General features: G+C 60.2%; 14 protein-coding genes. 3 read left to right on the forward strand and 11 right to left on the reverse strand.

Annotation, left to right across the window (positions count from 1 at the left end; translation table 11 throughout):
- The first annotated feature begins 14 nt into the window (after positions 1-14).
- Positions 15-1,730: an N-acetylglucosamine-specific PTS transporter subunit IIBC gene (gene nagE / locus ACMYUN_RS09615; protein WP_415763565.1), complete on the forward strand. Its 1,716-nt coding sequence runs from the start codon at positions 15-17 to the stop codon at positions 1,728-1,730.
- A 201-nt stretch (positions 1,731-1,931) separates the two neighbouring features.
- Positions 1,932-7,655, forward strand: coding sequence for a membrane-targeted effector domain-containing toxin (locus ACMYUN_RS09620; RefSeq protein ID WP_415763566.1), 5,724 nt, complete (start codon positions 1,932-1,934; stop codon positions 7,653-7,655).
- A 152-nt stretch (positions 7,656-7,807) separates the two neighbouring features.
- Here ACMYUN_RS09620 and ACMYUN_RS09625 read toward each other — a convergent pair whose 3' ends face one another.
- The 3 genes from ACMYUN_RS09625 to purL all read right to left on the reverse strand — a co-directional run bounded on the left by ACMYUN_RS09625 (position 7,808) and on the right by purL (position 13,547).
- Complete coding sequence (locus tag ACMYUN_RS09625; protein ID WP_415763567.1) at positions 7,808-8,170, reverse strand: DUF6124 family protein; 363 nt, start codon at positions 8,168-8,170, stop codon at positions 7,808-7,810.
- A gap of 1,163 nt (positions 8,171-9,333) precedes the next feature.
- Complete coding sequence (locus ACMYUN_RS09630; protein WP_415763568.1) at positions 9,334-9,645, reverse strand: NGG1p interacting factor NIF3; 312 nt, start codon at positions 9,643-9,645, stop codon at positions 9,334-9,336.
- A gap of 5 nt (positions 9,646-9,650) precedes the next feature.
- Entirely contained in the window at positions 9,651-13,547 is a 3,897-nt protein-coding gene (gene purL, locus ACMYUN_RS09635) for a phosphoribosylformylglycinamidine synthase (protein WP_073473626.1), read from the reverse strand.
- Positions 13,548-13,832: 285 nt separating this feature from the next.
- Here purL and mltF point away from each other — a divergent pair, with 285 nt between their 5' ends.
- Positions 13,833-15,293: a membrane-bound lytic murein transglycosylase MltF gene (mltF, locus tag ACMYUN_RS09640; RefSeq protein WP_080769376.1), complete on the forward strand. Its 1,461-nt coding sequence runs from the start codon at positions 13,833-13,835 to the stop codon at positions 15,291-15,293.
- A gap of 127 nt (positions 15,294-15,420) precedes the next feature.
- Here mltF and pdxJ read toward each other — a convergent pair whose 3' ends face one another.
- From pdxJ to lptF, 8 genes are all read right to left on the reverse strand, one after another.
- On the reverse strand, positions 15,421-16,164 hold the full coding sequence (gene pdxJ / locus ACMYUN_RS09645) for a pyridoxine 5'-phosphate synthase (RefSeq protein WP_415763569.1): 744 nt from the start codon (positions 16,162-16,164) through the stop codon (positions 15,421-15,423).
- Between the two features lie 39 nt (positions 16,165-16,203).
- Positions 16,204-16,893 carry a DNA repair protein RecO gene (recO, locus tag ACMYUN_RS09650; RefSeq protein WP_415763570.1) on the reverse strand — a complete coding sequence of 230 codons (690 nt, stop codon included), beginning with the start codon at positions 16,891-16,893 and terminating at the stop codon, positions 16,204-16,206.
- Positions 16,894-17,061: 168 nt separating this feature from the next.
- Positions 17,062-17,964 carry a GTPase Era gene (gene era, locus ACMYUN_RS09655; RefSeq protein ID WP_016771562.1) on the reverse strand — a complete coding sequence of 301 codons (903 nt, stop codon included), beginning with the start codon at positions 17,962-17,964 and terminating at the stop codon, positions 17,062-17,064.
- The gene (rnc, locus tag ACMYUN_RS09660; protein WP_024011703.1) at positions 17,957-18,646 is read right to left on the reverse strand and encodes a ribonuclease III; all 690 of its coding nucleotides are present in this window, start codon (positions 18,644-18,646) and stop codon (positions 17,957-17,959) included. The genes era and rnc overlap by 8 nt, the downstream gene beginning before the upstream one ends.
- Before the next feature lie 169 nt (positions 18,647-18,815).
- Complete coding sequence (lepB, locus tag ACMYUN_RS09665) at positions 18,816-19,670, reverse strand: signal peptidase I (RefSeq protein ID WP_016771563.1); 855 nt, start codon at positions 19,668-19,670, stop codon at positions 18,816-18,818.
- 9 nt (positions 19,671-19,679) lie between these two features.
- Complete coding sequence (gene lepA, locus ACMYUN_RS09670; RefSeq protein ID WP_016771564.1) at positions 19,680-21,476, reverse strand: translation elongation factor 4; 1,797 nt, start codon at positions 21,474-21,476, stop codon at positions 19,680-19,682.
- A gap of 173 nt (positions 21,477-21,649) precedes the next feature.
- Positions 21,650-22,711, reverse strand: coding sequence for an LPS export ABC transporter permease LptG (gene lptG, locus ACMYUN_RS09675; protein ID WP_415763571.1), 1,062 nt, complete (start codon positions 22,709-22,711; stop codon positions 21,650-21,652).
- Positions 22,704-23,825 carry an LPS export ABC transporter permease LptF gene (gene lptF / locus ACMYUN_RS09680; RefSeq protein WP_415763572.1) on the reverse strand — a complete coding sequence of 374 codons (1,122 nt, stop codon included), beginning with the start codon at positions 23,823-23,825 and terminating at the stop codon, positions 22,704-22,706. The genes lptG and lptF overlap by 8 nt, the downstream gene beginning before the upstream one ends.
- Between the last annotated feature and the right edge of the window lie 62 nt (positions 23,826-23,887).

Consider the following 23,887-nt stretch of genomic DNA (forward strand, 5'->3'; position numbering starts at 1 on the left):
CAAGGACAAACGCCATGTACCAACTCTTCATCGAAGGCCTGCAACGCCTCGGCCGTGCGCTGATGCTGCCGATCGCGATCCTGCCGATCGCCGGCCTGCTGCTGCGTCTGGGTGATACGGATCTGTTGAACATCGCCATCATTCACGATGCCGGACAGGTGATCTTCGCCAACCTGGCGATGATCTTCGCCATCGGCATCGCCGTCGGTTTTGCCAAGGACAACAACGGCACCGCCGGCCTCGCCGGGGTGATCGGCTATCTGGTGATGATCTCCACGCTCAAGGTGCTCGACTCGACCATCAACATGGGCATGCTCGCCGGGATCGTCAGCGGTCTGTTGGCCGGCGCGCTGTACAACCGCTTCAAGGACATCAAGCTGCCGGAGTACCTGGCGTTCTTCGGTGGCCGGCGTTTTGTGCCGATTGTCACCGGGTTTGCGGCGGTGGGGCTGGGCGTGCTGTTCGGCTACATCTGGCCGCCGATCCAGCAGGGCATCAACGCGTTCGGCGCGCTGATGATGGAAAGCGGCAGCCTCGGCGCCTTTGTCTTCGGCGTGTTCAACCGCCTGCTGATCGTCACCGGCCTGCATCACATCCTCAACAACATGGCGTGGTTCGTTTTCGGCAACTTCACCGACCCGACCACCGGTGCCCTGGTGACCGGCGATCTGTCGCGCTATTTTGCTGGCGATCCGAAGGGCGGCCAGTTCATGACCGGCATGTTCCCGATGATGGTCTTCGGCCTGCCCGCCGCCTGTCTGGCGATGTACCGCAACGCCCTGCCGGAGCGGCGCAAGGTGATGGGCGGGATCTTCCTGTCGATGGCCCTGACCTCGTTTCTGACAGGTGTGACCGAGCCGATCGAATTCGCTTTCATGTTCCTCGCGCCGCTGCTGTTCCTTCTGCATGCGTTGCTGACCGGGTTGTCGATGGCAATCACCAACGGCCTGAACATTCATCTCGGCTTTACCTTTTCCGGTGGCTTCATCGACATGATTCTCGGCTGGGGCAAGTCGACCAATGGCTGGTTGGTGGTGCCGGTCGGGCTGGCCTACGCGGCCATCTATTACCTGGTGTTCGACTTCTGTATCCGCCGCTTCAACTTGAAGACGCCGGGGCGCGAAGACGTGGCCACGGCAGAAAAAGCCGTGCTTTCGGAAACCGAACGCGCCAGTGCGTACATCAAGGCACTGGGCGGCGCAGAGAATCTGCTCACGGTCGGCGCCTGCACAACGCGACTGCGCCTGGAAATGGTCGACCGCAACAAGGCCTCGGATGACGGGCTGAAAGCGCTGGGCGCAATGGCCGTGGTGCGCCCGGGCAAGGGTGGCAGTTTGCAGGTGGTGGTCGGGCCGCTGGCCGATAGCATCGCTGATGAAATCCGCCTGGCGATGCCGGCGTTGGGCCGTGTGGCTGCGATTGAAGCGGCTGACATTGTCGATCGGCCAAAGACCGTTGCGCTCACCAGCAACGAGGCGCAGCAATGGCTGAATGCCGTGGGCGGCAGCGACAATGTGCTGCAACTCGATTGCATCGCCATGACCCGGATTCGCCTGCAACTGGCCGACGGCAAGGCGTTGTCAGAGGCGCAGTTGAAAGCGCTGGGATGTATGGGCGTCAGCCATTTGGACGGTGGCGTCTGGCATCTGCTGGTTGGCGAGAAAGCGGCGAGTCTGAGTGCAGCGATCGAAGGGTTGGTCAGTCGCCGGGAAATCAACGCGCAGGTTTGAACCGGCGGTGATTGGCGGGCCGCGTCGCGAGCAGGCTCGCTTCCATGGTTCAAAACATCCGCCTGTGGCCCGCCGTGCGACAAAGCGCAACACGCACGGCGGGCTATTTTTCCGCCGGCAAAGCAATACATATCTACCACCCTCCTCTCGCGCACCCTCGGCATGCTCGGTGTTCATCCCACACGCATGGAGAGCGTGCCCATGAGCACATCCCCCGCCCCGACGTTCGATGAGATCAGAAGCGATCTCAATCAGATCGGGCATCACTTTTTCAATCTCGAAACCGCGCTGCTGCCCGAGCAAGAAGCCACAGCCGAACAAGCCTGTCTGAACCGCATCAACGGCTTGCTCAAGAGCCATCGCGAACAGTTTGTGCGGCGCAGCCGTGCGCTGTATCAGGCCTTGGCCGACAGCGATCTAGAGAGCAGCAGCGGCAAATCCTTGCTGGCGGACCTGAAAAAAAACCTCGATACGACACTGCTCGACATGGATCTGCGTGACCAGATCGACGGAAAATCCGCAAAGTCTTTTCTGACCTACGATGCAGGATTCACCGCGCTCGAGCACGAGGCGCGGCAGGCTGTAAAAGATCGTCTGCTGCACCCCGACGCCGGCGCGTTGCTGGAAAAACTCACCCTGGGCCCGGCCCTGCGACCGGCAGCCTACGCTGTGCAGTTCAGCTACCAAGGGCAAACCATCGAACTCGCCGGTGCCTTTGTGGTGACTGAAAAAAGCAGCCCGACGCTCGATGGTCTGGTCACCACACAAAACGTCGGCGACGTGCTGTTGTTCACCCCTGCGCGAGGTATCGAAGCCTTCAACTCGCTGGAAGATCTGGATGCCCGGCTGCTGCACTACCTGCAACACCCCGCCAGCCGCGAGGAATTCCGACAAATGCTGCCCGTGCGATATCACGACTTGAGCGCAGCCGGCATCTGGCCGTTGCAACTGTCGTTGATCGACAGTCAGCCGCTGTTCGAGCGCGCCTGTGACACCCTCGCCGATAAACGCACGCAAGACATCGAACGGGCGTTGAGCTTCGTCGACAATCCACAACAGGACCCGGCGCAATTGCGCGCCGCCCTCGACCGTGCCATCGCCGCTGCGCTACCGGAGCTCACCCCGCGCCTCGAATTGCGTGCCCAGACCCTGTTCGAACGGCATTTGCGTAACAGCGCACCGGACTGGTTTCGTAGCGCCAGTGCCACCCGGCAGGCCGAGCTGGCAGAGCATGTCGGCAACTATCAACAGGCGCGACAGAAACTGCTCGACCTGATGGGGCCGCTGGTCAGCCTGACGGCGCTCGCTCGCGAACAATGGCTGCAGCGTCTGAGCGATGACCTGGAAATCGACGATCTGGACATCGATAAACTGCAGATCAGCACTGATCGGCGCGTGCCTGGATTCGGCGTCTATGTTCATCAGCGCAGCCTGCTCGACCTGTCGCTGCGAGGCCCGCACACTGGCGATGAATTGCCGGGGTCGGAATTCCTCAGGCACACCACGCTCACGTATGACCATGCGCCCCTGCCGCTGGAATTCGCCGACCTGACGCCCGCCTGGCTGGTCGAGCAGGCAATCGACTTGCAGCCTCGCGTCGACTTCGCTCAGCTGCAGCGCGACATGCATGCCCGACGTACCGTCCGACCAGCCATCGAGCATATGCTCGACCAAAGGATCGTCGCCCTGGCCTACAGCGCCATGTTGCAGGGGCATCTGCTCGACAGCGACGTACAAATGATCCAGCGACTGCGCAACGCCCGTGACCTCCACTTGCAGGCCGCAACACTGTCCTTGCACGGCGCACAATTGCAGGATCTGTGGGTACTGCGCGAATCCAGCGCCACTGGCGCCGTGAAACGCGTATTGCTGTGCACTCCACAAGCGCCACGCGACCGGCAGTTCCAGGCTTTCGACAGCGAAATCGAATGCCAGACCCACGTGCTCGACTGGGCGAAGAGCCTCGATGACTCCGAGAGCATGGCTGGCTACCTGCTCAATCGCGCGCCAATGCGCTTTCGTCCGAGTATGCGCAAGGTACTGTCCGCGCTGAGCTTCAAGCCTGAAGCCATGGAATACAAAAAGGTCACCTTCGAGCACTGTGGCAGCCATCTCGATTGCCTGCGCGCAATGGCTGAGCACGTGCTGTCGACGCGAATCGATGACTACGACTTCAGCACGCCGCTATGGTATCGCCAGACCACCGCCGCCCACCGCAGACAGCTGACGACCCTGACCGAAGGCGCCGAGAACACGTTGCGCGCATTTGCCACGCATCCGTTATCCGGCAGCCGCTTTCCGGCCTTCGATGCTTTCGTGCACGAGCAGGCAAAGATCAGCCTGAACCGCTTGCTCAAACGCCCGGACAATGATGTAGACCCGGACACCGTCTGGGCCTACTCACCGATGTCGATCATTCCGGCGCTGACCCCCAAGCCGCTGACCTACACCGAGCTGTATCGTGACGGCTATGCCGACGGGATCGGTTTCCTCGATGCAAAATTTTCCCGATCGGCACGCTTCAAAGGTCCGAAGGGTATCGATGTCAGCAATCTCACCGCGGAGAATGTCGCGCGCTCGGTCACCGGGGTCTGGATTGGCAAGCGCTATACCGACAAAGTCAAAGCCGAACTGCAAAGTCCAGCCAGCGAAGGCTATGTGCTCCGGCGCAGCACCCTTCTGGCCATTACTCAGCGGCAGATGAAAAGCGCTGCCCTGGAATGCCAACTGCAGGGGCATATCAGCTCCAGCGATCGGCAATGGCTGGAGCGGAGCATCGCCAGCATGGACGACAATTCGCCGCCAACGCGCACTCGCTATCCGATCCACCGGCTGATGATTGACGGTGAGTGGGTCATCGATACCTGGTTGTTCAGCCACGACAAACAGCCGGCGCTGCTCTACACCCCGGATGCCCCCGACGGTGTCGCTTTTCGCGAAGCGCGGCTGTTCAATTACCTGCTCAAGCAGACCGATGGGCTGATCGAATATCTGACAGTCAGGGTCGGGGTTCAGGCTCAGAAGCGGGTCCGTACGTTTCTGGAAACGGCCAAAAAGGACCTGCCACAGGAGATCAACCGAACCACGCCAGGTCCAGCCCGGTATGACTCGACGACGTCGGTGGATCCGGTCAAGGATCTGCGTGATGTCCTGTATGACATGAAGCTGCAACGCAAGATCGATGATGTCCACGCCACTACCACCAGCCGGGCACAGATGATCAGCAGCCTGGTCTGGACCTGTGTCGAATGGGTTACCGCCATCGCGACCGCGCCTTTTCCTTTGTTGAGCCTGAGCACTGGCCTGTTGCTGGCGTTCAAGGACGCCATGCTGGCGCTGCACGCGTATCGCCAGGGTGAACAGGGCGAAGCGTTCATGCATCTGCTTGGTTACCTGTTCAACAGCGCCGGCGCAGTGCTGACCGATCTGCGTCCCGCCCTGCGTTCACTCAAACCGCTCAACCGACCGCTGCGCCAGACCGCCAGGGCCGCCAGCATAGAGCAGCAACAGACAGTCACGCTGATTGACCGGGTTGCAGCCACACCGCAGCGGGATGACATGGGTACGGTGATGTTCAGGGGCAAGCTCTATTGGGCCAGTCACCAACCCGACGCGCTCGGCCGTTATTTGTTGTACACCACTGTGCCCGGTAGCCCGGAGCTGGTGTCGACGGGCATCCTCACCGTGCGCAACGCGGACGGCATGATGGTGCGCAGCGGTGTGGCCGGCGGCGCGCCAAAATATGACGCTGTTCCAGAAACGCCGGGGCCGCACAAGGATTACGGCGTGGCGCAGAAATACCGCGATCGTGTAGAAACGGTGATGAATCCGCAATCCAGAGATGAAGTCATCAAACGCAGTGCAGATTACATGGTCGCGCCTCAGTCGATCATTGCCGCTGTTGTCGAAGAATTTGCTTCGACCCGTAAGGCTTTCCTCGAACAGGTACAAAAACTGACCGCAGACGCCACTCGCCATTTCGCCGACCTCGCCCCGTTACCCCCTCGCCCTCAGATGGTGGATGTCGCCGCCGACAGCACATTTGCACAGTTGATCACCAGCGATGCGTGCAAGGGGAAAAATCTGGTCGTCGGCGCCCAACCCGGTTCGATCGCCAGTAAACAACTGCTGATCGATAACCTGGACGCGCTCGCTGCCAATGGCTTCAAGCGCCTTTATGTGGAGTATCTGGCCGCCGATATTTTTCATCCCAAGCTGGAAAAAATGAACACGGGTGGGAGCTGGAAACACATCAAACACCACCTGAAAGCCATTGATGCTGCGCTTGGGCATGGTAAGGACGCAACGTATTCGTATCTTGCACTCGTCCGTGCCGCTCGCGAAAAGGGTTTTCAAATCAGTGCTCTCGATGCCTCGACCAGCTATCAACTTGAGCACGCCATGGTGCTGTCCGAGATCTCACCACTGACGCCTCGAAGCAATAGCATCCGCAATTTCTACTCGCACAAGGCCCTGGCTGCCGATATCGGCGATGCGCCGCAGGAACGCTGGATCGTCCTCACCGAACAGTCACGCATATGCACCTTCGACAAGATCCCGGGTCTGGCCGACCTGCATGACGCCGTTGCCGTGCGTGTCGAAGATGTCGACTTGTATCAACCCGCACGCATAGGCAGGGATGCGCCCGGTGCCATTACCGGAGACGCGACAGCGCAAGGTGACTTCCTCGTACAAATGCCAAGCACGTACAAGGCGCCCCGGCCAGTGTCCGGGCCCGCAGCCGCTAGCACCCCTGTTGATCACTTCAGCGAATTCGATATTGCCGCGCCGTTGCGCGACGCCATCGCCGACATGTTGCCTCAGCCCAAGTCCCTGGACTCGAACTACGCCCCGACCGTAGCCCGTGAAAGAAAGGCCTACGACGCGTTCCTCGCCCAGCGCAAACGTCTGGAGAAAACAGCCAGAGACACTTTTACCGAATTCGTCCCTCCCGACGCACCCATCCTGCCGGTGCTCACCTCCGACTGTACTTTCGAAGCTTTTTTGCAGCAGTTGCGCGACGGAAATCTAAATCTGCTGATCGGCGAAGCCCACGCCGATGTAGCAAGCAAAGCACTGCTGAAAAAGCACATGAAAGCGCTCAAGGAAGCGGGGTATGACACGTTATATGTGGAGCACCTGTTCACCGACCTGCACCAGGCCGATCTCGATATTTTCCTGCGGACTCAGCGCATGCCGGACAGGCTGAAGGCCTATCTGCATCGTCAGGATCGCGGACACATGCCCACTTACAAGGGGAACGATACGTACACAGAGGTCTTCCAGGCCGCGGCCAAATACAAAATTCGCATCAGGGCCCTCGATTGCACAGCCTCTTACCACCTCAAGGGCATCTATGACGAGGATATTTCGCGAAACGAGATGTTCAGCTATTTCGCGACCCAAGTGATCGAAGCCGATCAACTGGCTCACGGGCCGCATAAATGGCTGGCGCTCATCGGCAGTGCGCACACTAATTACAATCTCGGTGTGCCAGGTCTGGCCGACACCCTGTCCGCCGTCAGCCTGCACGTACGCGACACTGCCCCTGAGCTGGCCAGGGATATCCACCGTGGCTCGTGGGAGTTTGTCAGCGGCAAGCGCGAGGCCAACGTTCGGGCCTTGACCAGCGACTTTCTCATGGAGGTGGCCGTCCCCGGAACGAAAAAGCCCGTCGCGACGCCTTCTGTCAGTCGCAGCAAACTGACCCAACCCGGGCACTTCCTGATCGAGAACGCAGACACCCGCAGCGCCAGCGTGGTGCATAAATCCAGGACTGGCGAGATCGTTGTCACGCCGATCCAGGTCAATGACAAAGGCCTGTTCTTCGTTGATCGCTGGGAGAAAAAAGATCAGGGTTTCAAATACCTGCGGACGTTGATCGAGATGCTTGTAGCAGATGTGAAGCTGACCCAGGTGAAGTGACGCCAGTACGATTGCACGTAATGGAAAACCACTGGGCTTGATGGCCCGGTGGTTTTTTGGCTTGGAATCCGGCGTTGAATGCCGAGCTCAAAGCCGCGCGCCATTCAACACGGCCCCGCGCTGGGCGGCATCGTCTAGGTGAGACCTGCTTTTCAGGCGCGAGGATCAACCCGATCCAGCGCACGGTTCACCGCCAGATCGGCAAGCATGATGATCTGCTGAATCGCCAGCGCGGTATGGCGTTGCGGTCGCCCCAACTGATCGGCGAAATCACTGGCCAGGGTGTTGGCTGAAGTGAGTGACTCACAGGCATGAGCGAGCAGGCTTTCGGTGTCGATGTCGGGCTGGATGAGGAACATGGTGCCGGGCGGGTGCGCTTTGCTCGGCTGAGGGCACAGGTAAAAATCCAGCGCGCGCTTGATCGCTTCGCGGTTTTTCGCGAGATCGTCGGCGCGGATGGTTTGTTCGAGGGGGGTGGTGGGTTCGAGGGGTGGGTCGGGGACGATCTTATCCAAAATGCTTCTCCTGCTGATGCTGATGGGCAGCCATCGATCGCCGGATCTCACGCGGCGAATAGGTGGCAGCTATGTGCGAGGTGAGATCCACCGGAGCAGGCAACCGGCCAGACCGAAGTCTGCCCGCACACAGCCGCCATAAAGCAGGCAGCAGATTGAGCTGGCGCCAATTATCGTGGTGCTGGCGCCAGTTGCAAGCTATCCGGGGATCTCACTCCCGATCGCTGATTCGCAGCGACGGGAAAAGACTAGAGATCGCACGTCCGACGGACAACCTGAAAACCTTGTGGGAAGGTTCGGGTTATTGGTTACCGGATTTAAACAATCGCCAATTCTCGGGCGCCTGGATGGGCCTCATCGCGAGCAGGCTCACTCCTACAATTGTGATCGGGTGCATTCAGCTAGAAACGGGTCGGCTGTCAGGCCGCCTTCGCGAGCAAGCCCGCTCCCACAGTTTGATCGCAAGCATTCAGCGAGAAACAGGTCGGCTGTCAGGCCGCCTTCGCGAGCAAGCCCGCTCCCACAGTTTGATCGCAAGCATTCAGCGAGAAACGGGTCGGCTGTCAGGCCGCCTTCGCGAGCAAGCCCGCTCCCACGGTTTGATCGCAAGCATTCAGCGAGAAACAGGTCGGCTGTCAGGCCGCCTTCTCGAGCAAGCCCGCTCCCACAGTTTGATCGCAAGCATTCAGCGAGAAACGGGTCGGCTGTCAGGCCGCCTTCGCGAGCAGGCTCGCTCCCACAGAAAAGCAAAGCAGCGAAGCCGCCCCACTCAACAATGAGCGCAAGCTCGAGTGCTCTTGATCTTGATCCACTGGCGACGTCGGAAGGCTGAGTGGAGGGATTGATCCGGGCGTGGGAGCGCAGCGACCGTTCGACGAAGTCGAACACAGCGCAAGGAGGTGCAGCGCAGCAAACCGTAGCCGCTGCGCCCGGATCGATCCCGCAGCGAAGGAACCCGAGCCTGCGAGGGCCGAACGCAGGAGCTAGCGTTTTTTGCTTACTTTTTTTGGCGCTTGTAAAAAAGTAAGTCGCCGTCAGGCGAAACCGCCAGCCGCAGCACCGCAAAAACGGATATTCACCCAAATCAAAATAAAACCAAGGCCAACAAAAAACCCACAGACAATCCCTCATCTGCGGGTTTCACGTTCAAGCAGCAAAGAAGATCAGAAATCCTCCAGCCGCCACACCTCATAAGCCGGCGTCTCATACGGATGACTCAGCTTCAACGCCGCCACAACAGCCACAATCAACTCATCCGCAACGACAAGCTCAACCTTCCATTCCTCAGCCCGCTCGACCTGCCCCGCCTGACCGATAAACGGCTGACTGCCGTCCAACGGTCGAAACTGGCCCAGGCCAAGCACCTGCCATGCACAGTGGTCATAGTCACCGATCCGCCCACCACCGGCAGCGAACACAGCCCCTTTGACCACCTCGACATGACTGTCAGGAACAAAAAACGCCAGCTTGTACACGACGATCAGTTAACCCATACACGCGCATTACGGAACATACGCATCCACGGTGCATCTTCGTTCCAGTCTTCCGACCGCCACGAATTCTGCACCGCGCGGAACACACGCTCCGGGTGCGGCATCATGATCGTCACGCGACCGTCACGGCTGGTGAGGCCGGTAATCCCGCGCGGCGAGCCGTTCGGGTTGGCCGGGTAGGCTTCGGTGACCTTGCCGTGGTTGTCGACAAAACGCATCGCCACGCAACCGGACAGATCAGCTTCCAGCAGTGCCTCTTCGCTGGCGAACTCGGCATGACCCTCACCGTGGGCGATGGCGATCGGCATGCGCGAACCGGCCATGCCCTGCAGGAAGATCGAGTTCGACTCCTGGATCTGCACCATCGCCACGCGCGCTTCGAACTGCTCGGAGCGGTTGCGCACGAAGTGCGGCCAGAACTCGCTGCCCGGGATCAACTCGTGCAGGTTGGACATCATCTGACAACCGTTGCACACGCCCAGCGTGAAGCTGTCGTTACGCTCGAAGAAGCCCTGGAACGCATCGCGGGCGCGGCTGTTGAACAGCGCCGACTTGGCCCAGCCTTCACCGGCGCCAAGTACGTCGCCGTAGGAGAAACCGCCGCAGGCCACCAGGCCTTTGAACTCGTTGAGATCGACACGGCCGGCGAGGATATCGCTCATGTGCACGTCGATCGCGCTGAAACCGGCGCGGTCGAAAGCGGCGGCCATTTCCACCTGACCGTTGACGCCCTGCTCACGCAGCACGGCAACCTGTGGGCGGATGCCTTTCTTGATGTAAGGCGCGGCGATGTCCTGGTTGACGTCGTAGCTGAGCTTGACGCTCAGGCCCGGGTTGTCTTCTTCCAGCAGCGCGTCGAATTCCTGCTCGGCGCAGTCGGCGTTGTCGCGCAGACGCTGGATCTGGTAGCTGGTCTCGGCCCACTGACGTTGCAGCAGACGACGCTGGCCTTCGAACACGGTGTCACCGTTGAAGGTGATGTTGATCTGGCCATTGTTGATCGGCTGACCGATCACCGACACGCAGTCGCCCAGGCCGGCGGCGCTGAATTGCGCGAGGATGTCCGGGGTGGCGTCCTGGCGAACCTGGATCACCGCACCGAGTTCTTCGTTGAACAGGATCGCGGCGATTTCCGAAGCGGATTCGGCAACGCTGTCCAGGTTCAGGCTCAGACCGCAGTGGCCGGCGAAGGCCATTTCCACCACGGAGGTCAGCAGACCACCATCGGAACGGTCGTGGTAGGCCAGCAGGTGACCGTCGGCGTTGAGGCCCTGGATCACCGCGAAGAAGGCTTTCAGGTCTTCGGCGTCATCGACATCCGGCGCATGCTGGCCGAGTTTTCCGTGGACTTGCGCGAGGATCGAAGCACCCATGCGGTTCTGCCCGCGACCGAGGTCGATCAGGATCAGGTCAGTGGTGCCCTTGTCCATGCGCAGCTCCGGAGTCAGGGTCTGACGGATGTCAGCCACTGGCGCGAAACCGGTCACGATCAGCGACATCGGCGAGGTGACGGTCTTGTCTTCGCCGTTATCGTTCCAGCGCGTGGCCATGGACATCGAGTCCTTGCCCACCGGAATGGTGATGCCCAGCTCAGGGCACAGTTCCATGCCGACCGCTTTTACGGTGTCGTATAGACGCGCGTCTTCGCCCGGGTGGCCGGCAGCGGACATCCAGTTCGCCGACAGTTTGATGTCGGAGAGCTTGTTGATGCGCGAGGCGGCAATGTTGGTGATGGTTTCGCCGATGGCCATGCGGCCCGATGCCGGCGCGTCCAGCAGAGCCAGCGGTGTACGCTCGCCCATCGCCATGGCTTCACCGGTGTAGACGTCGAAACTGGTGGCAGTGACGGCAACGTCCGCCACCGGCACCTGCCATGGGCCGACCATCTGGTCACGGGCGACGAGGCCGGTGATGGTGCGGTCGCCGATGGTGATCAGGAAGCTTTTGCTGGCTACGGCCGGGTGATGCAGAACGCGTTCGATGGACTCGCTGATGTCGAGGTTCGACGGATCGAAGTCATCGCCCAGCTCGGCTTCGCGAACCACCGAACGGTGCATGCGCGGCGCCTTGCCCAGCAACACTTCCAGCGGCATGTCCACCGGGTTGTTGCCGAAGTGGCTGTCGGTCACGGTCAGTTGCGGTTCGGCAGTGGCTTCACCGACGACGGCAAACGGGCAGCGCTCGCGTTCGCAGATCGCCTGGAAGCGCTCGAAGTCTTCCGGGCCGACGGCGAGAACGTAACGTTCCTGGGATTCGTTCGACCAGATTTCGTGCGGGGCCATGCCCGGCTCGTCGTTGGGGATGTTGCGCAGTTCGAAACGGCCACCGCGATCGCCGTCGTTGACCAGTTCCGGGAAGGCGTTGGACAGACCGCCCGCGCCGACATCGTGGATGAAGCTGATCGGGTTCTTGTCACCCAGTTGCCAGCAACGGTCGATGACTTCCTGGCAACGACGCTCCATTTCCGGGTTTTCACGCTGTACGGAAGCAAAATCCAGATCCGCCGAGCTGGTGCCGGTGGCCATCGACGAAGCCGCGCCGCCGCCCAGACCGATCAACATCGCCGGGCCGCCGAGCACGATCAGCTTCGAACCAACAACGATCTCGCCTTTCTTGACGTGTTCTTCACGGATGTTGCCCATACCGCCAGCGAGCATGATCGGCTTGTGGTAACCACGCACTTCGTCACCGTGCGGAGTGGTAATCGATTGTTCGAAGGTACGGAAGTAGCCGGTCAGCGCCGGACGACCGAATTCGTTGTTGAACGCCGCGCCGCCGAGCGGGCCTTCGATCATGATGTCCAGCGCGGTGACGATGCGCTCAGGCTTGCCGTACGGCACTTCCCACGGCTGTTCGAAGCCCGGGATCTGCAGGTTCGATACGGTGAAACCGGTCAGGCCAGCCTTGGGCTTGGCGCCGCGACCGGTTGCACCTTCGTCACGGATCTCGCCACCGGAACCGGTCGATGCGCCCGGGAACGGGGCAATCGCGGTCGGGTGGTTGTGGGTTTCAACCTTCATCAGGATGTGCACCGGCTCCTGCACCGCGCCGTACTGGCGGGTTTCAGGGTTCGGGAAGAAGCGGCCGGCAACGTTGCCGACGATCACCGAAGCGTTGTCCTTATAAGCGGACAACACGCCTTCGCTGTGCATCTGATAGGTGTTCTTGATCATGCCGAACAGGCTTTTTTCCTGGCTCTGGCCGTCAATGTCCCAACTGGCGTTGAAGATCTTGTGGCGGCAGTGCTCGGAGTTGGCCTGGGCGAACATCATCAGTTCGATGTCGTGCGGGTTGCGCTTGAGACCATTGAAGGCGTTGACCAGATAGTCGATCTCGTCTTCAGCCAGGGCCAGGCCCAGCTCGGTGTTGGCCTTCTCCAGCGCGGCGCGACCGCCACCGAGGATATCGATTGCAGTCAGCGGCTTCGGCTCGGCATGGCTGAACAGACCGGCGGCCTGCTCGAGGTTGGCCAGCACGATCTGGGTCATGCGGTCATGCAGGGCGTCCGAAATCAGTTGGGCTTCGGCTTCGCTGAACTGCCCTGCAACATAGAAGGCGATACCGCGTTCCAGGCGCTGGATCTTGCTCAGGCCGCAGTTGCGGGCGATGTCGCTGGCCTTGCTCGACCACGGCGAGATGGTGCCGAAACGCGGCAACACCAGAAACAGACGGCCGGTCGGCTCTTGAACCGGAACACTTGGGCCGTACTTCAGAAGGCGCGCTAGCACCTGCTGTTCGTCGCCGGTCAGGACGCCGGTGACTTCGGCGAAGTGAGCGAATTCAGCATACAGGCCACTGACAGCCGGAACCTTCTGGCTCAGTTGCTCAAGGAGTTTGCTGTGGCGAAAGGCAGAAAGGGCAGGAGCGCCGCGCAGGATCAACATCTTCGGGACAGCCTCGGGAAGGGGTGTGCTTTGAGGCCGTGCATTCTAGCCTAAACCGACCTCAACATCACCCGAAACGCTACGCACGGTTGCACTCGGGTAGCAATCTGTGTTTCTGCCTCCGGGGTCAGGTAAATCGAGCGTTTCAGTGCGGCTTATTTTTACTGTAACAAAATGCCCTGAAGGCCCGTATTCAAGGGATTTCGTTCGGATTTGTGATCGCTAGCAGACTCGTCCTACGCTGTCGAGATATGGCGCCCGTGGCCGTTTGCGTATACTGCGCAGATGTTTTTCCCAACGGCTTTGCGTCCGCGATACGCCAAATGGCTGATCGCAACCGGACTCTTCCTGATGCTCGGTGGCTGTGTTGATAAACCCAACACACTTGAGCGCGTAAAGGAGGACGGTGTGCTGCGGGTGGTTACCCGTAACAGTCCCGCCACCTACTTTCAGGATCGCAGCGGTGAAACCGGCTTCGAATACGAGCTGGTGAAGCGTTTCGCCGACGATTTGGGTGTCGAGCTGAAGATCGAGACCGCCGACAATCTCGATGACCTGTTCAATCAGGTCGGCAAGCCGAACGGCCCGGTGCTCGCGGCGGCCGGTCTGGTCAGCAGCGATGAACGCAAGAAGCAGGTGCGGTTCTCCCATTCCTACCTTGAAGTCACCCCGCAGATCATCTACCGCAACGGCCAGTCGCGGCCAACCGATCCGGCGGATCTGGTCGGCAAGAAGATCACCGTGCTCAAGGGCAGCACCCACGCCGAGCAACTGGCCGGGCTGAAACAGAAATATCCCGGCATCGAATACGAAGAATCCGACGCGGTTGAAGTGGTCGATCTGCTACGCATGGTCGATGAGGGCCAGATCGACCTGACGTTGGTCGACTCCAACGAAGTGGCGATGAACCAGGTGTACTTCACCAACATCCGCGTCGCCTTTGATCTCGGTGACGCGCGCAGTCAGAGTTGGGCGGTTGGCCCGGGCGAGGACAACAGCCTGCTCAATGAAATCAACGCCTATCTGGACAAGGTGCAGAAAAACGGCACCCTGCAACGCCTGAAAGACCGCTACTACGGCCACGTTGATGTCCTCGGCTATATGGGCGCCACCACCTTCGCCCAGCATTTGCAGCAGCGCCTGCCGAAATACGAACAGCACTTCAAGAATTACGCGAAGAAAGAGAAAGTCGATTGGCGCCTGCTGGCTGCCATCGGTTATCAGGAATCGCTGTGGCAGCCCGCAGTGACGTCAAAAACCGGCGTGCGCGGCTTGATGATGCTGACTCAGAACACCGCGCAGGCGATGGGTGTATCAAACCGCCTCGATCCCAAGCAGAGCATCATGGGCGGCGCCAAGTACCTGGCCTATATGAAGGATCAGCTGGACGATTCGATCCAGGAACCGGACCGCACCTGGTTTGCCTTGGCGGCGTACAACGTCGGCAGCGGCCATCTGGACGACGCGCGCAAACTGGCGGCGAAGGAAGGCTTGAATCCGGACAAGTGGCTGGACGTGAAAAAAATCCTGCCGCGCCTGTCGCAGAAACAGTGGTACAGCAAGACCCGTTACGGCTACGCCCGGGGTGGCGAACCGGTGCATTTCGTAGCGAACATCCGGCGCTACTACGACATCCTGACCTGGGTAACCCAGCCGCAGCTCGAAGGCGATCAGGTGGCTGAAGGCAATTTGCATGTGCCAGCCATCGACAAGTCAAAACCCGCGCAAGAACCCGCCCCGCTTTAACCCACACCTCAAATCCAACTGTGGGAGCGAGCCTGCTCGCGAAAGCGTCGTGTCAGTCGACATTATCTTTGACTGATACATCGTTTTCGCGAACAGGCTCGCTCCCACAGGGGTTTTGTGTAGCTGCTCAGTGCTTGGCCGCCGCCAGAATCAGCGCCTTCATTTCCGACACAGCAGATTTGAAGCCCACGAACAACGCATGCGCCACCAGCGCGTGACCAATGTTCAGTTCGTTGATGCCCTTGATCGCCGCCACTGCTTCAACGTTGTGGTAATGCAGGCCATGCCCGGCATTGACGATGAGGCCCTGCGCCAGCCCAAACGCCACGCCATCAGCGACGCGCTTGAGCTCTTCAGCCACTTCAGTCGGGGTTTCGGCATCGGCGTAACGCCCGGTGTGCAGCTCGATAGCCGGCGCACCGACGCGCTTGGAGGCGGCGATCTGGCGCTCGTCGGCGTCGATGAACAGTGACACTTCGCTGCCGATTTCCGACAAGCGCTCGACCGCAGCCCTGATGCGTTCTTCCTGTCCAGCTACATCCAGACCGCCTTCGGTGGTCAGCTCCTGACGGGTTTCCGGGACCAGACAGATGTGCGCCGGGCGAATGCGCTCGGCGAACGCCATCATTTCTTCGGTGACGCCCATTTCGAAGTTCATGCGCGTTTGCAGCACATCCTTGAGCAGCAGCACGTCGCGCTCCTGGATGTGCCGGCGATCTTCACGCAGGTGCACGGTGATGCCATCGGCGCCCGCCTCTTCTGCGTCCAGCGCCGCCTTGACCGGATCCGGGTAGCGCGTGCCACGGGCCTGACGCAGGGTGGCGACGTGGTCGATGTTCACGCCGAGAAGAATGCGATTGCTGCTGGTCACGGATGCGCTCCTGGATTGAGAGATTCGGCGCACAGCATATCAGGGCTTGCGAAACAGCTCGCGACTGACAAGCGGACGCCCGCCCAAATGGACTGCCAGCGCCTGGCGCATCAGACGCTTGGCCGCCGACAGCGCGCCGGGCGCCGACCAGTCGGCCTCGGCCATGGCCAGCAGTTCAGTGCCGTTGAACAGGCCTGGCTGCAACAGATAAACCCGCTCGAGTCCGGCATCGACTTGCAGGCGATAGAGACCGTCCGCAGCAACAGGATCGCCATGAATGTCTGTATTCATGGAAAAACCGTAGCCAAGATCATCCAGCAGCCGCCACTCGAAGGAGCGCAACAACGGCTCAAGCGGTCGGCCTTCGGCGAGCGCCAACAGGGTCGCGGCATAGTGATCAAACACCGCAGGATGCGGATCCTCGGCAGGCAGCAGGCGAATCAACAGTTCGTTGAGATACAGACCGCTGAACAGCGCCTCGCCGTTGAGCCAGGCGGAGGTGCCAGAGCTCTCCATGCGCCCGACGTTTTTCAGCTCACCCTTGCCACGGAACTCGACCTCCAGCGCCACAAACGGTCGCGCCAGCGTCCCGGCCTTGCCCCGCGCACTGCGCAACACTGCCCGCAGCCGACCTTGCGGCGTGAGGAAATCGACCAGTGCGCTGGTTTCGCGATAGGCGCGCGAATGCAGGACGTAGGCCGGTTGCGCGGGAGGTGGTGTTGAGGACATGGAGCTCTCATTGATGAAAACGCGGTTCTATATTCACCCCAAAACCAATGTGGGAGCGAGCTTGCTCGCGAATGCTGGGTGACAGTCAACAAATATGTCGGCTGGCACTACGCCTTCGCGAGCAAGCTCGCTCCCACAGGTTTCTTCGGTGTTGCGCCAACCGCGTTTTTACAGGTCGCCGTAACCCAGCGAACGCAGCGCGCGCTCGTCATCGGACCAGCCGCCCTTCACCTTGACCCACAGGTTGAGCATGATCTTGGAGTCGAACAGCAGCTCCATGTCCTTGCGCGCTTCGGTGCCGATGCGCTTGATGCGCTCGCCCTTGTCGCCAATGATGATTTTCTTCTGACCGTCACGCTCAACGAGAATCAACGCGTGGATGTGCAACGTCTTGCCCTGCTGCTTGAACTCTTCGATCTCGACGGTGATCTGGTACGGCAGCTCGGCACCCATCTGGCGCATGATTTTCTCGCGCACCAGTTCGGCGGCAAGGAAACGGCTGCTGCGGTCGGTGATCTGGTCTTCCGGGAAGAAGTGATCATTCTCCGGCAAGTGATCGGCGATGACCTTTTCCAGCGCTTCGAGGTTGTGCCCGTGCTGCGCGGAAATCGGGATGATCTGTGCGTTCGGCAGCTGTTCCTGCAGCCAGCTCAGGTGCGGCATCAGCTCGGCCTTGTCTTCGATGCGATCAGTCTTGTTCAGCGCGACGATCAGCGGGCCGGTCACGTACTGCACACGCTCGAGCACCATCTGGTCTTCGTCGGTCCACTTGGTGCGGTCAACAACGAAAATCACTACATCGACGTCTTTCAACGCCGCCGAAGCGGTTTTGTTCATGTAACGGTTCAGGGCCTTTTCGCCACCCTTGTGCATGCCCGGGGTGTCGACGTAGATCGCCTGCACGTCGCCCTCGGTCTTGATCCCGAGCATGTTGTGGCGGGTGGTCTGCGGCTTGCGCGAGGTGATCGCGAGCTTCTGGCCGAGGATGTGGTTGAGCAGCGTCGACTTGCCGACGTTGGGACGGCCGACGATGGCAACGTAGCCACAGCGAGTTGCGTTTGTATCAGTCATTGCCATTCTCCACGCCCAGGGCAATCAGTGCTGCGGCGGCCGCTACCTGTTCGGCAATACGACGGCTCACACCCTGACCTCGGCTTTTTTCATTCAGTAAGACCACTTCGCATTCGACGAAGAAGGTACGGCAGTGCGGTTCGCCCTGGATATCCACCACTTCGTAGCGTGGCAGTTCGCAACCGCGCGATTGCAGGTGTTCCTGCAAGCGGGTTTTCGGATCCTTGTTGGTGTCGACCAGCGTCAGGCCTTCGAATTCGCCGGCCAGCCACGCCAGCACGCGCTCGCGGGCGACGTCCATGCCGGCATCGAGGTAGATCGCACCGATCAGGGCTTCGAGGGCATCGGCGAGAATCGATTCACGGCGGAAACCACCGCTCTTCAGTTCACCCGAACCCAGACGCAGATAATCACCGAGGTCGAAACCGCGAGCCAGTACGGCCAGCGTCTCACCTTTTACCAGGCGTGCGCGCAAACGCGACAACTGGCCTTCGCGGGCCAACGGGAAGCGATCGAACAGCGCCTCGCCAGCAACGAAGTTGAGGATGGCATCACCGAGGAATTCCAGACGCTCGTTGTTGCGCCCGGCAAAACTGCGGTGCGTGAGGGCCAGCAGCATCAGCTCCTGGTCCTTGAAGGTGTAACCGAGCTGGCGCTCGAGACGGCTTAGAGAAACGCTCACGGTTTACCCACGCTGAGTTCGTGGCTGGTTTCCACTGCCATCGCCGGGGTACGGCGCAGGCCTGGGACAATTAACGCTGTGTTCAAAAAATAAATCCTGGCGATTGCGAAGCCGATTGTGCCGGCTCCAGAAATGCATTCGGCGCTGTGGTCAACAGCGCCGTGTTTGATTACTTGATCAGGCCGACCCGCGAGAAATTCGGCAGGTGGCTGAGTTTCGGCTCCGGCCAGCTCATCCAGACCGCGAAGGCCTTGCCGACAATATTCTTGTCGGGAACCATGCCCAGCAGGTCCTTGGGAATGTTCGGATCATCCCAGTAGCGGCTGTCGTTCGAGTTGTCGCGGTTGTCGCCCATCATGAAGTAGTGCCCGGCAGGCACTGTCCACGAACGATCCGGGGTCGCGCGGTAGCGGCTCATTTCCTTGCGGATCAGGTGCTCGGCTGCGCCGAGTTTTTCCTGATAGAGCTCCGCGCTGCCCAGCGAACCCGCTTCGGCACCGACCATCTTCTCGGCAATCGATTCGCCGTTGACGAACAGACGCTTGTCGGCGGTGTAACGCACCGTGTCACCCGGCAGGCCGACCACACGCTTGATGTAGTTGACGTTCGGGTCGCTCGGGTAGCGGAACACCATGACATCGCCGCGCTGCGGGTCACCGACTTCGATGATCTTCTTGTCGATCACCGGCAGACGGATGCCGTAGGAAAACTTGTTCACCAGAATGAAGTCGCCGACGTCCAGGGTCGGTTTCATCGAGCCGGACGGAATCTGGAACGGCTCCACCAGGAACGAACGCAGCACCAGCACGATGAACAGCACCGGAAAGAACGACTTGCCGTATTCGACCAGCAGCGGCTCTTTGTTCAGCTTCTCGACCACCACAGGCTCGGGCTGGCTGACACTGCCTTGATACGAGGCAATGGCAGCCCGCCGACGCGGCGCCAGGAACAGCAGATCAAGCAACGCCAACAGGCCGCAGACGAACACGGCGATGACCAGCAACAGCGGGAAATTTAGCGACATAGGACCTGATTATTCCAACCTGAGCACGGCGAGGAAGGCTTCCTGTGGAATTTCCACGTTGCCGACCTGTTTCATGCGTTTCTTACCGGCCTTCTGCTTCTCGAGCAGCTTCTTCTTACGACTGACGTCACCGCCGTAGCATTTGGCCAATACGTTCTTTCTGAGCGCCTTGACGGTTGTCCGGGCGACGATCTGACCACCGATGGCGGCCTGAATCGCCACGTCGAACATCTGACGAGGAATCAGTTCTTTCATCTTCTCGGTCAACTGGCGACCTTTGAAGTGCGAATTGTCACGGTGCACGATCAATGCCAGGGCATCGACCTTGTCGCCGTTGATCAGCACGTCCAGTTTCACCAGATTAGCCGATTGGTAACGATCGAAATGGTAGTCCAGCGAAGCATAGCCGCGGCTGGTGGATTTGAGACGGTCGAAGAAGTCCAGAACCACTTCGTTCATCGGCAGGTCGTAGGTCACTTGCACCTGATTGCCGAGGAACAGCATGTCGACCTGTACGCCGCGTTTCTCGATGCACAGGGTAATGACGTTGCCCAGGTGTTCCTGCGGTACGAGGATATTGGCGCGCACGATTGGTTCGCGCATGTCCTCGATCGCCGACACGTCCGGAAGTTTCGACGGGTTGTCGACGTAAATCGTTTCACCGGTTTTCAGCACCAGCTCGAAAATTACCGTCGGCGCGGTGGTGATCAGGTCCAGGTCGTATTCGCGCTCGAGGCGCTCCTGGATGATTTCCATGTGCAGCATGCCGAGGAAGCCGCAACGGAAGCCGAAGCCCAGGGCGTCCGAGCTTTCCGGGGTGTACTGCAGCGACGAGTCGTTCAGGGTCAGCTTCTGCAGCGCTTCGCGGAAATCCTCGAAGTCGTCGGAGCTGACCGGGAACAGACCGGCGTAAACCTGTGGCTGAATGCGTTTGAAGCCCGGCAGCACCGGAACGTCTGGCGTGGAGCTCAGGGTCAGGGTGTCACCGACCGGTGCGCCGTGAATGTCCTTGATGCTGGCGATGATGAAGCCCACTTCGCCGGCCTTCAGATCAACAGTGGCGGTGTGTTTCGGGTTGAACACGCCGACGCTGTCGACCAGGTGCACCTTGCCGGTGGACTTGACCAGAATCTTGTCGCCCTTCTTCACACGGCCGTGGCGCACGCGTACCAGGGAAACAACGCCCAGGTAGTTGTCGAACCAGGAGTCGATGATCAACGCTTGCAGCGGATCTTCGATGTTGCCGGTCGGCGCAGGGATGGTGTGTACCAGACGCTCGAGCACTTCGTCGACACCCAGGCCGGTCTTGGCGCTGCAGGTGACGGCGTCGGTAGCGTCGATGCCGATGATCTTCTCGATCTCGTCCTTGACGCGATCCGGCTCGGCCTGAGGCAGGTCGATCTTGTTCAGCACCGGCATGACCTCGAGGCCCTGCTCGATGGCGGTGTAGCAGTTGGCCACGGACTGGGCTTCTACGCCCTGCCCCGCATCGACCACCAGCAAGGCGCCTTCACACGCGGCCAAGGAACGGCTGACTTCGTAGGTGAAGTCGACGTGGCCCGGGGTGTCGATGAAGTTCAGCTGGTAGGTGATGCCGTCTTTGGCTTTGTAATAGAGGGTAACGCTGTGGGCCTTGATGGTGATCCCGCGTTCACGCTCAAGATCCATGGAATCCAGTACCTGGGCTTCCATTTCACGCTCGGCCAGGCCGCCGCACATCTGGATGAAACGGTCAGCCAGCGTCGACTTGCCATGGTCAATGTGGGCGATGATGGAGAAATTGCGGATATGACTCAAATCACTCACGGATCAACACTCAAAAAGGCTGCAGGCTTGGCCCGCCGAAAAATAGCCGGGAATTGTACCTGATACACGGCGCAAGCGTCACGTTCGCCTGTCACCCGGATCGCATGCAAAAACGCCCCGGTCTGGCGACCGAGGCGTTTTCAGGGTTCAAGCGCTGAATGAAAGCTTGTTCATCAGCCCGCTCGCCTGAGCAGCCAGACACCCGCCAGCGCGCACACGCCGGCCGGCACCAGCACCGCAAACAGCGGCGAGAAACCGAACACCAGACTCGATGGCCCCAGCAGATCCTGGACGATGCGGAAGGTGAAGCCCACCAGCACGCCGGTGAAAACACGCTGACCGAGGGTCACCGAACGCAGTGGACCGAAGATGAACGAGATCGCCATCAGCACCAGCGCGGCAGTCACCAGCGGCTGCAACACCTTGACCCAAAATGCCAGCCAGTAACGGCCGTTGCTCAGGCCCTGCTCGGCCAGATAGTGGATGTAGCCCCACAGGCCGCTGATCGACAGCGATTCCGGCGCCATGACTACGGTGCTGAGCAGTTGCGGGCTCAACGCCACATCCCACTCCTCGCTCGGGGTATTGAGGACTTCAGTACTGCGCTCCTTGAACAGCGTGGTGGCAACGTCGGTAAGCTGCCACTTGGTGCCGTCAAACTCAGCCTTTTTGGCGAAGCTGGAGCTGAGCAGATGGCGCTCCTTGTCGAAGTGATAACGCGTCACGCCGTACAACAGACCGTTCGGTTGAACCGCGTTGATGTGGATGAATTCTTCACCCTGACGGTGCCACATACCGTGCTTGGCGCTTTGTGCGTCGCCACTGCCTTGGGCCAGCGAGCGATTGGCCTGGGCCATGCTTTCAGTGGCCGGGGCAACGTATTCGCCGATAAGCACGCCAGCGAGCATCAGTACCAGCATTGGCTTCATTACAGCCCAGACGATACGGCCGATCGACACGCCAGCAGCGCGCATGACTGTCAGCTCACTGCTGCTGGCCAGACTGCCGAGGCCGATCAGGCAGCCGATCAATGCCGCCATCGGCAGCATTTCATAGAGCCGGCGCGGTGCGGTCAGCAAGACAAAACCGAGCACGTCGACCAGGGTGTAGGTGTCGCTGACGTCGCCCATTTCATCGATGAAGGCGAAAAGCGTTGCCAGGCCGAGGATGATCGCCAGCACGGCGATGATTGCCATGAATACGCTGCTGCCGATGTAGCGGTCGAGTTTAACCACGAGCCACCTCCAGCGCGGCGCTGCGACGGCTGGCCAGTTTCAAGCGCATCGGCTCCCAATACAGCAGGCCGAGGCCGATGACCAGGAAGATCGCGTGCACCCACCACAGGCCGAGGGCTGGCGGGATCTTGCCTTTTTCGAGGGCGCCGCGAGCGGCAATCAGGATGGTCAGGTAAGCCATATAAAGAAGAATCGCCGGCAGCAGCTTGAGGAAACGCCCCTGACGCGGATTCACCCGCGACAGCGGCACCGCCATCAGGGTCACGATGAACACCAGCAATGGCAGGGACATACGCCATTGCAGCTCGGTTTTCGAACGGATGTCATCACTGCCCCACAGGGACGAGGTCGGCATCGCGTCACGATCGGTGACTTCTTCGCTGACGTCCGGCTTGGGCAACAGCACGCCATATGTTTCGTAATGGATGGCACGGTAGTCGGCCTGCCCCGGGCTGCCGTCATAGCGATAGCCGTTGTCGAGGATCAGGTAGCGATTGCCATCGGGGCGGATTACCTGACGACCCGACTCGGCCACCAGCACGGAAATCCCGCGGTCCTTCTTATCGGCACCAAGGTTCTTCTGCGAGATGAACACGCTGCCGAGATTGACGCGGTCGTCGCTCAGGGTTTCGGTGTAGGTCACCCGAGTACCGTCACGCAATGCCTGGAAGCGGCCCGGTTCGAGGGTATCGAACTCGGTCAGCGCGTCCTGCTTGTTCAACAGCAACTGAAACTGGTTGGCGCCCTGCGGAGCCAGGCCAAGGCTCAGCCACGCCACCACCAGTGCCACCAGCGTCGCCGGAAACAGGGTCATGCGAAACAGCTTCTGCTGGCTCATGCCGGTGGCCGAAAGCACGGTCATTTCGCTTTCTAGGTACAGGCGACCGTAGGCCAGCAGGATCCCGAGGAACAGACCCAGCGGCAGAATCAGTTGCAGGAAACCCGGCAGACGAAAGCCCATGATCAGGAACAGCGAGCCCGGATCGAGCTGACCGGCCGCAGCCTGCGCCAGGTATTTGATGAAGCGACCGCTCATGATGATGACCAGCAGCACGGCACTTACGGCGCTGAGGGTCAACAGGACTTCGCGGGACAGATAACGGAAGACGATCAAACCAGACACTCCAGGGTTGTCAGGCTAAGGCGGCCAAACAAGCAAACACATCGACCGGCCCG

The sequence above is a fragment of the Pseudomonas sp. CP4 genome, assembly GCF_047758505.1.
GTDB lineage: Bacteria > Pseudomonadota > Gammaproteobacteria > Pseudomonadales > Pseudomonadaceae > Aquipseudomonas > Aquipseudomonas fluorescens_AO.

Bases quoted from the DNA above. Each gene is read 5' to 3' on its own strand.
- nagE (WP_415763565.1), top strand. From the start codon at position 15: ATGTACCAACTCTTCATCGAAGGCCTGCAACGCCTCGGCCGTGCGCTG.
- ACMYUN_RS09620 (WP_415763566.1), top strand. From the start codon at position 1,932: ATGAGCACATCCCCCGCCCCGACGTTCGATGAGATCAGAAGCGATCTC.
- purL (WP_073473626.1), bottom strand. From the start codon at position 13,547: ATGTTGATCCTGCGCGGCGCTCCTGCCCTTTCTGCCTTTCGCCACAGC.
- mltF (WP_080769376.1), top strand. From the start codon at position 13,833: ATGTTTTTCCCAACGGCTTTGCGTCCGCGATACGCCAAATGGCTGATC.
- recO (WP_415763570.1), bottom strand. From the start codon at position 16,893: ATGTCCTCAACACCACCTCCCGCGCAACCGGCCTACGTCCTGCATTCG.
- era (WP_016771562.1), bottom strand. From the start codon at position 17,964: ATGACTGATACAAACGCAACTCGCTGTGGCTACGTTGCCATCGTCGGC.
- lepB (WP_016771563.1), bottom strand. From the start codon at position 19,670: ATGTCGCTAAATTTCCCGCTGTTGCTGGTCATCGCCGTGTTCGTCTGC.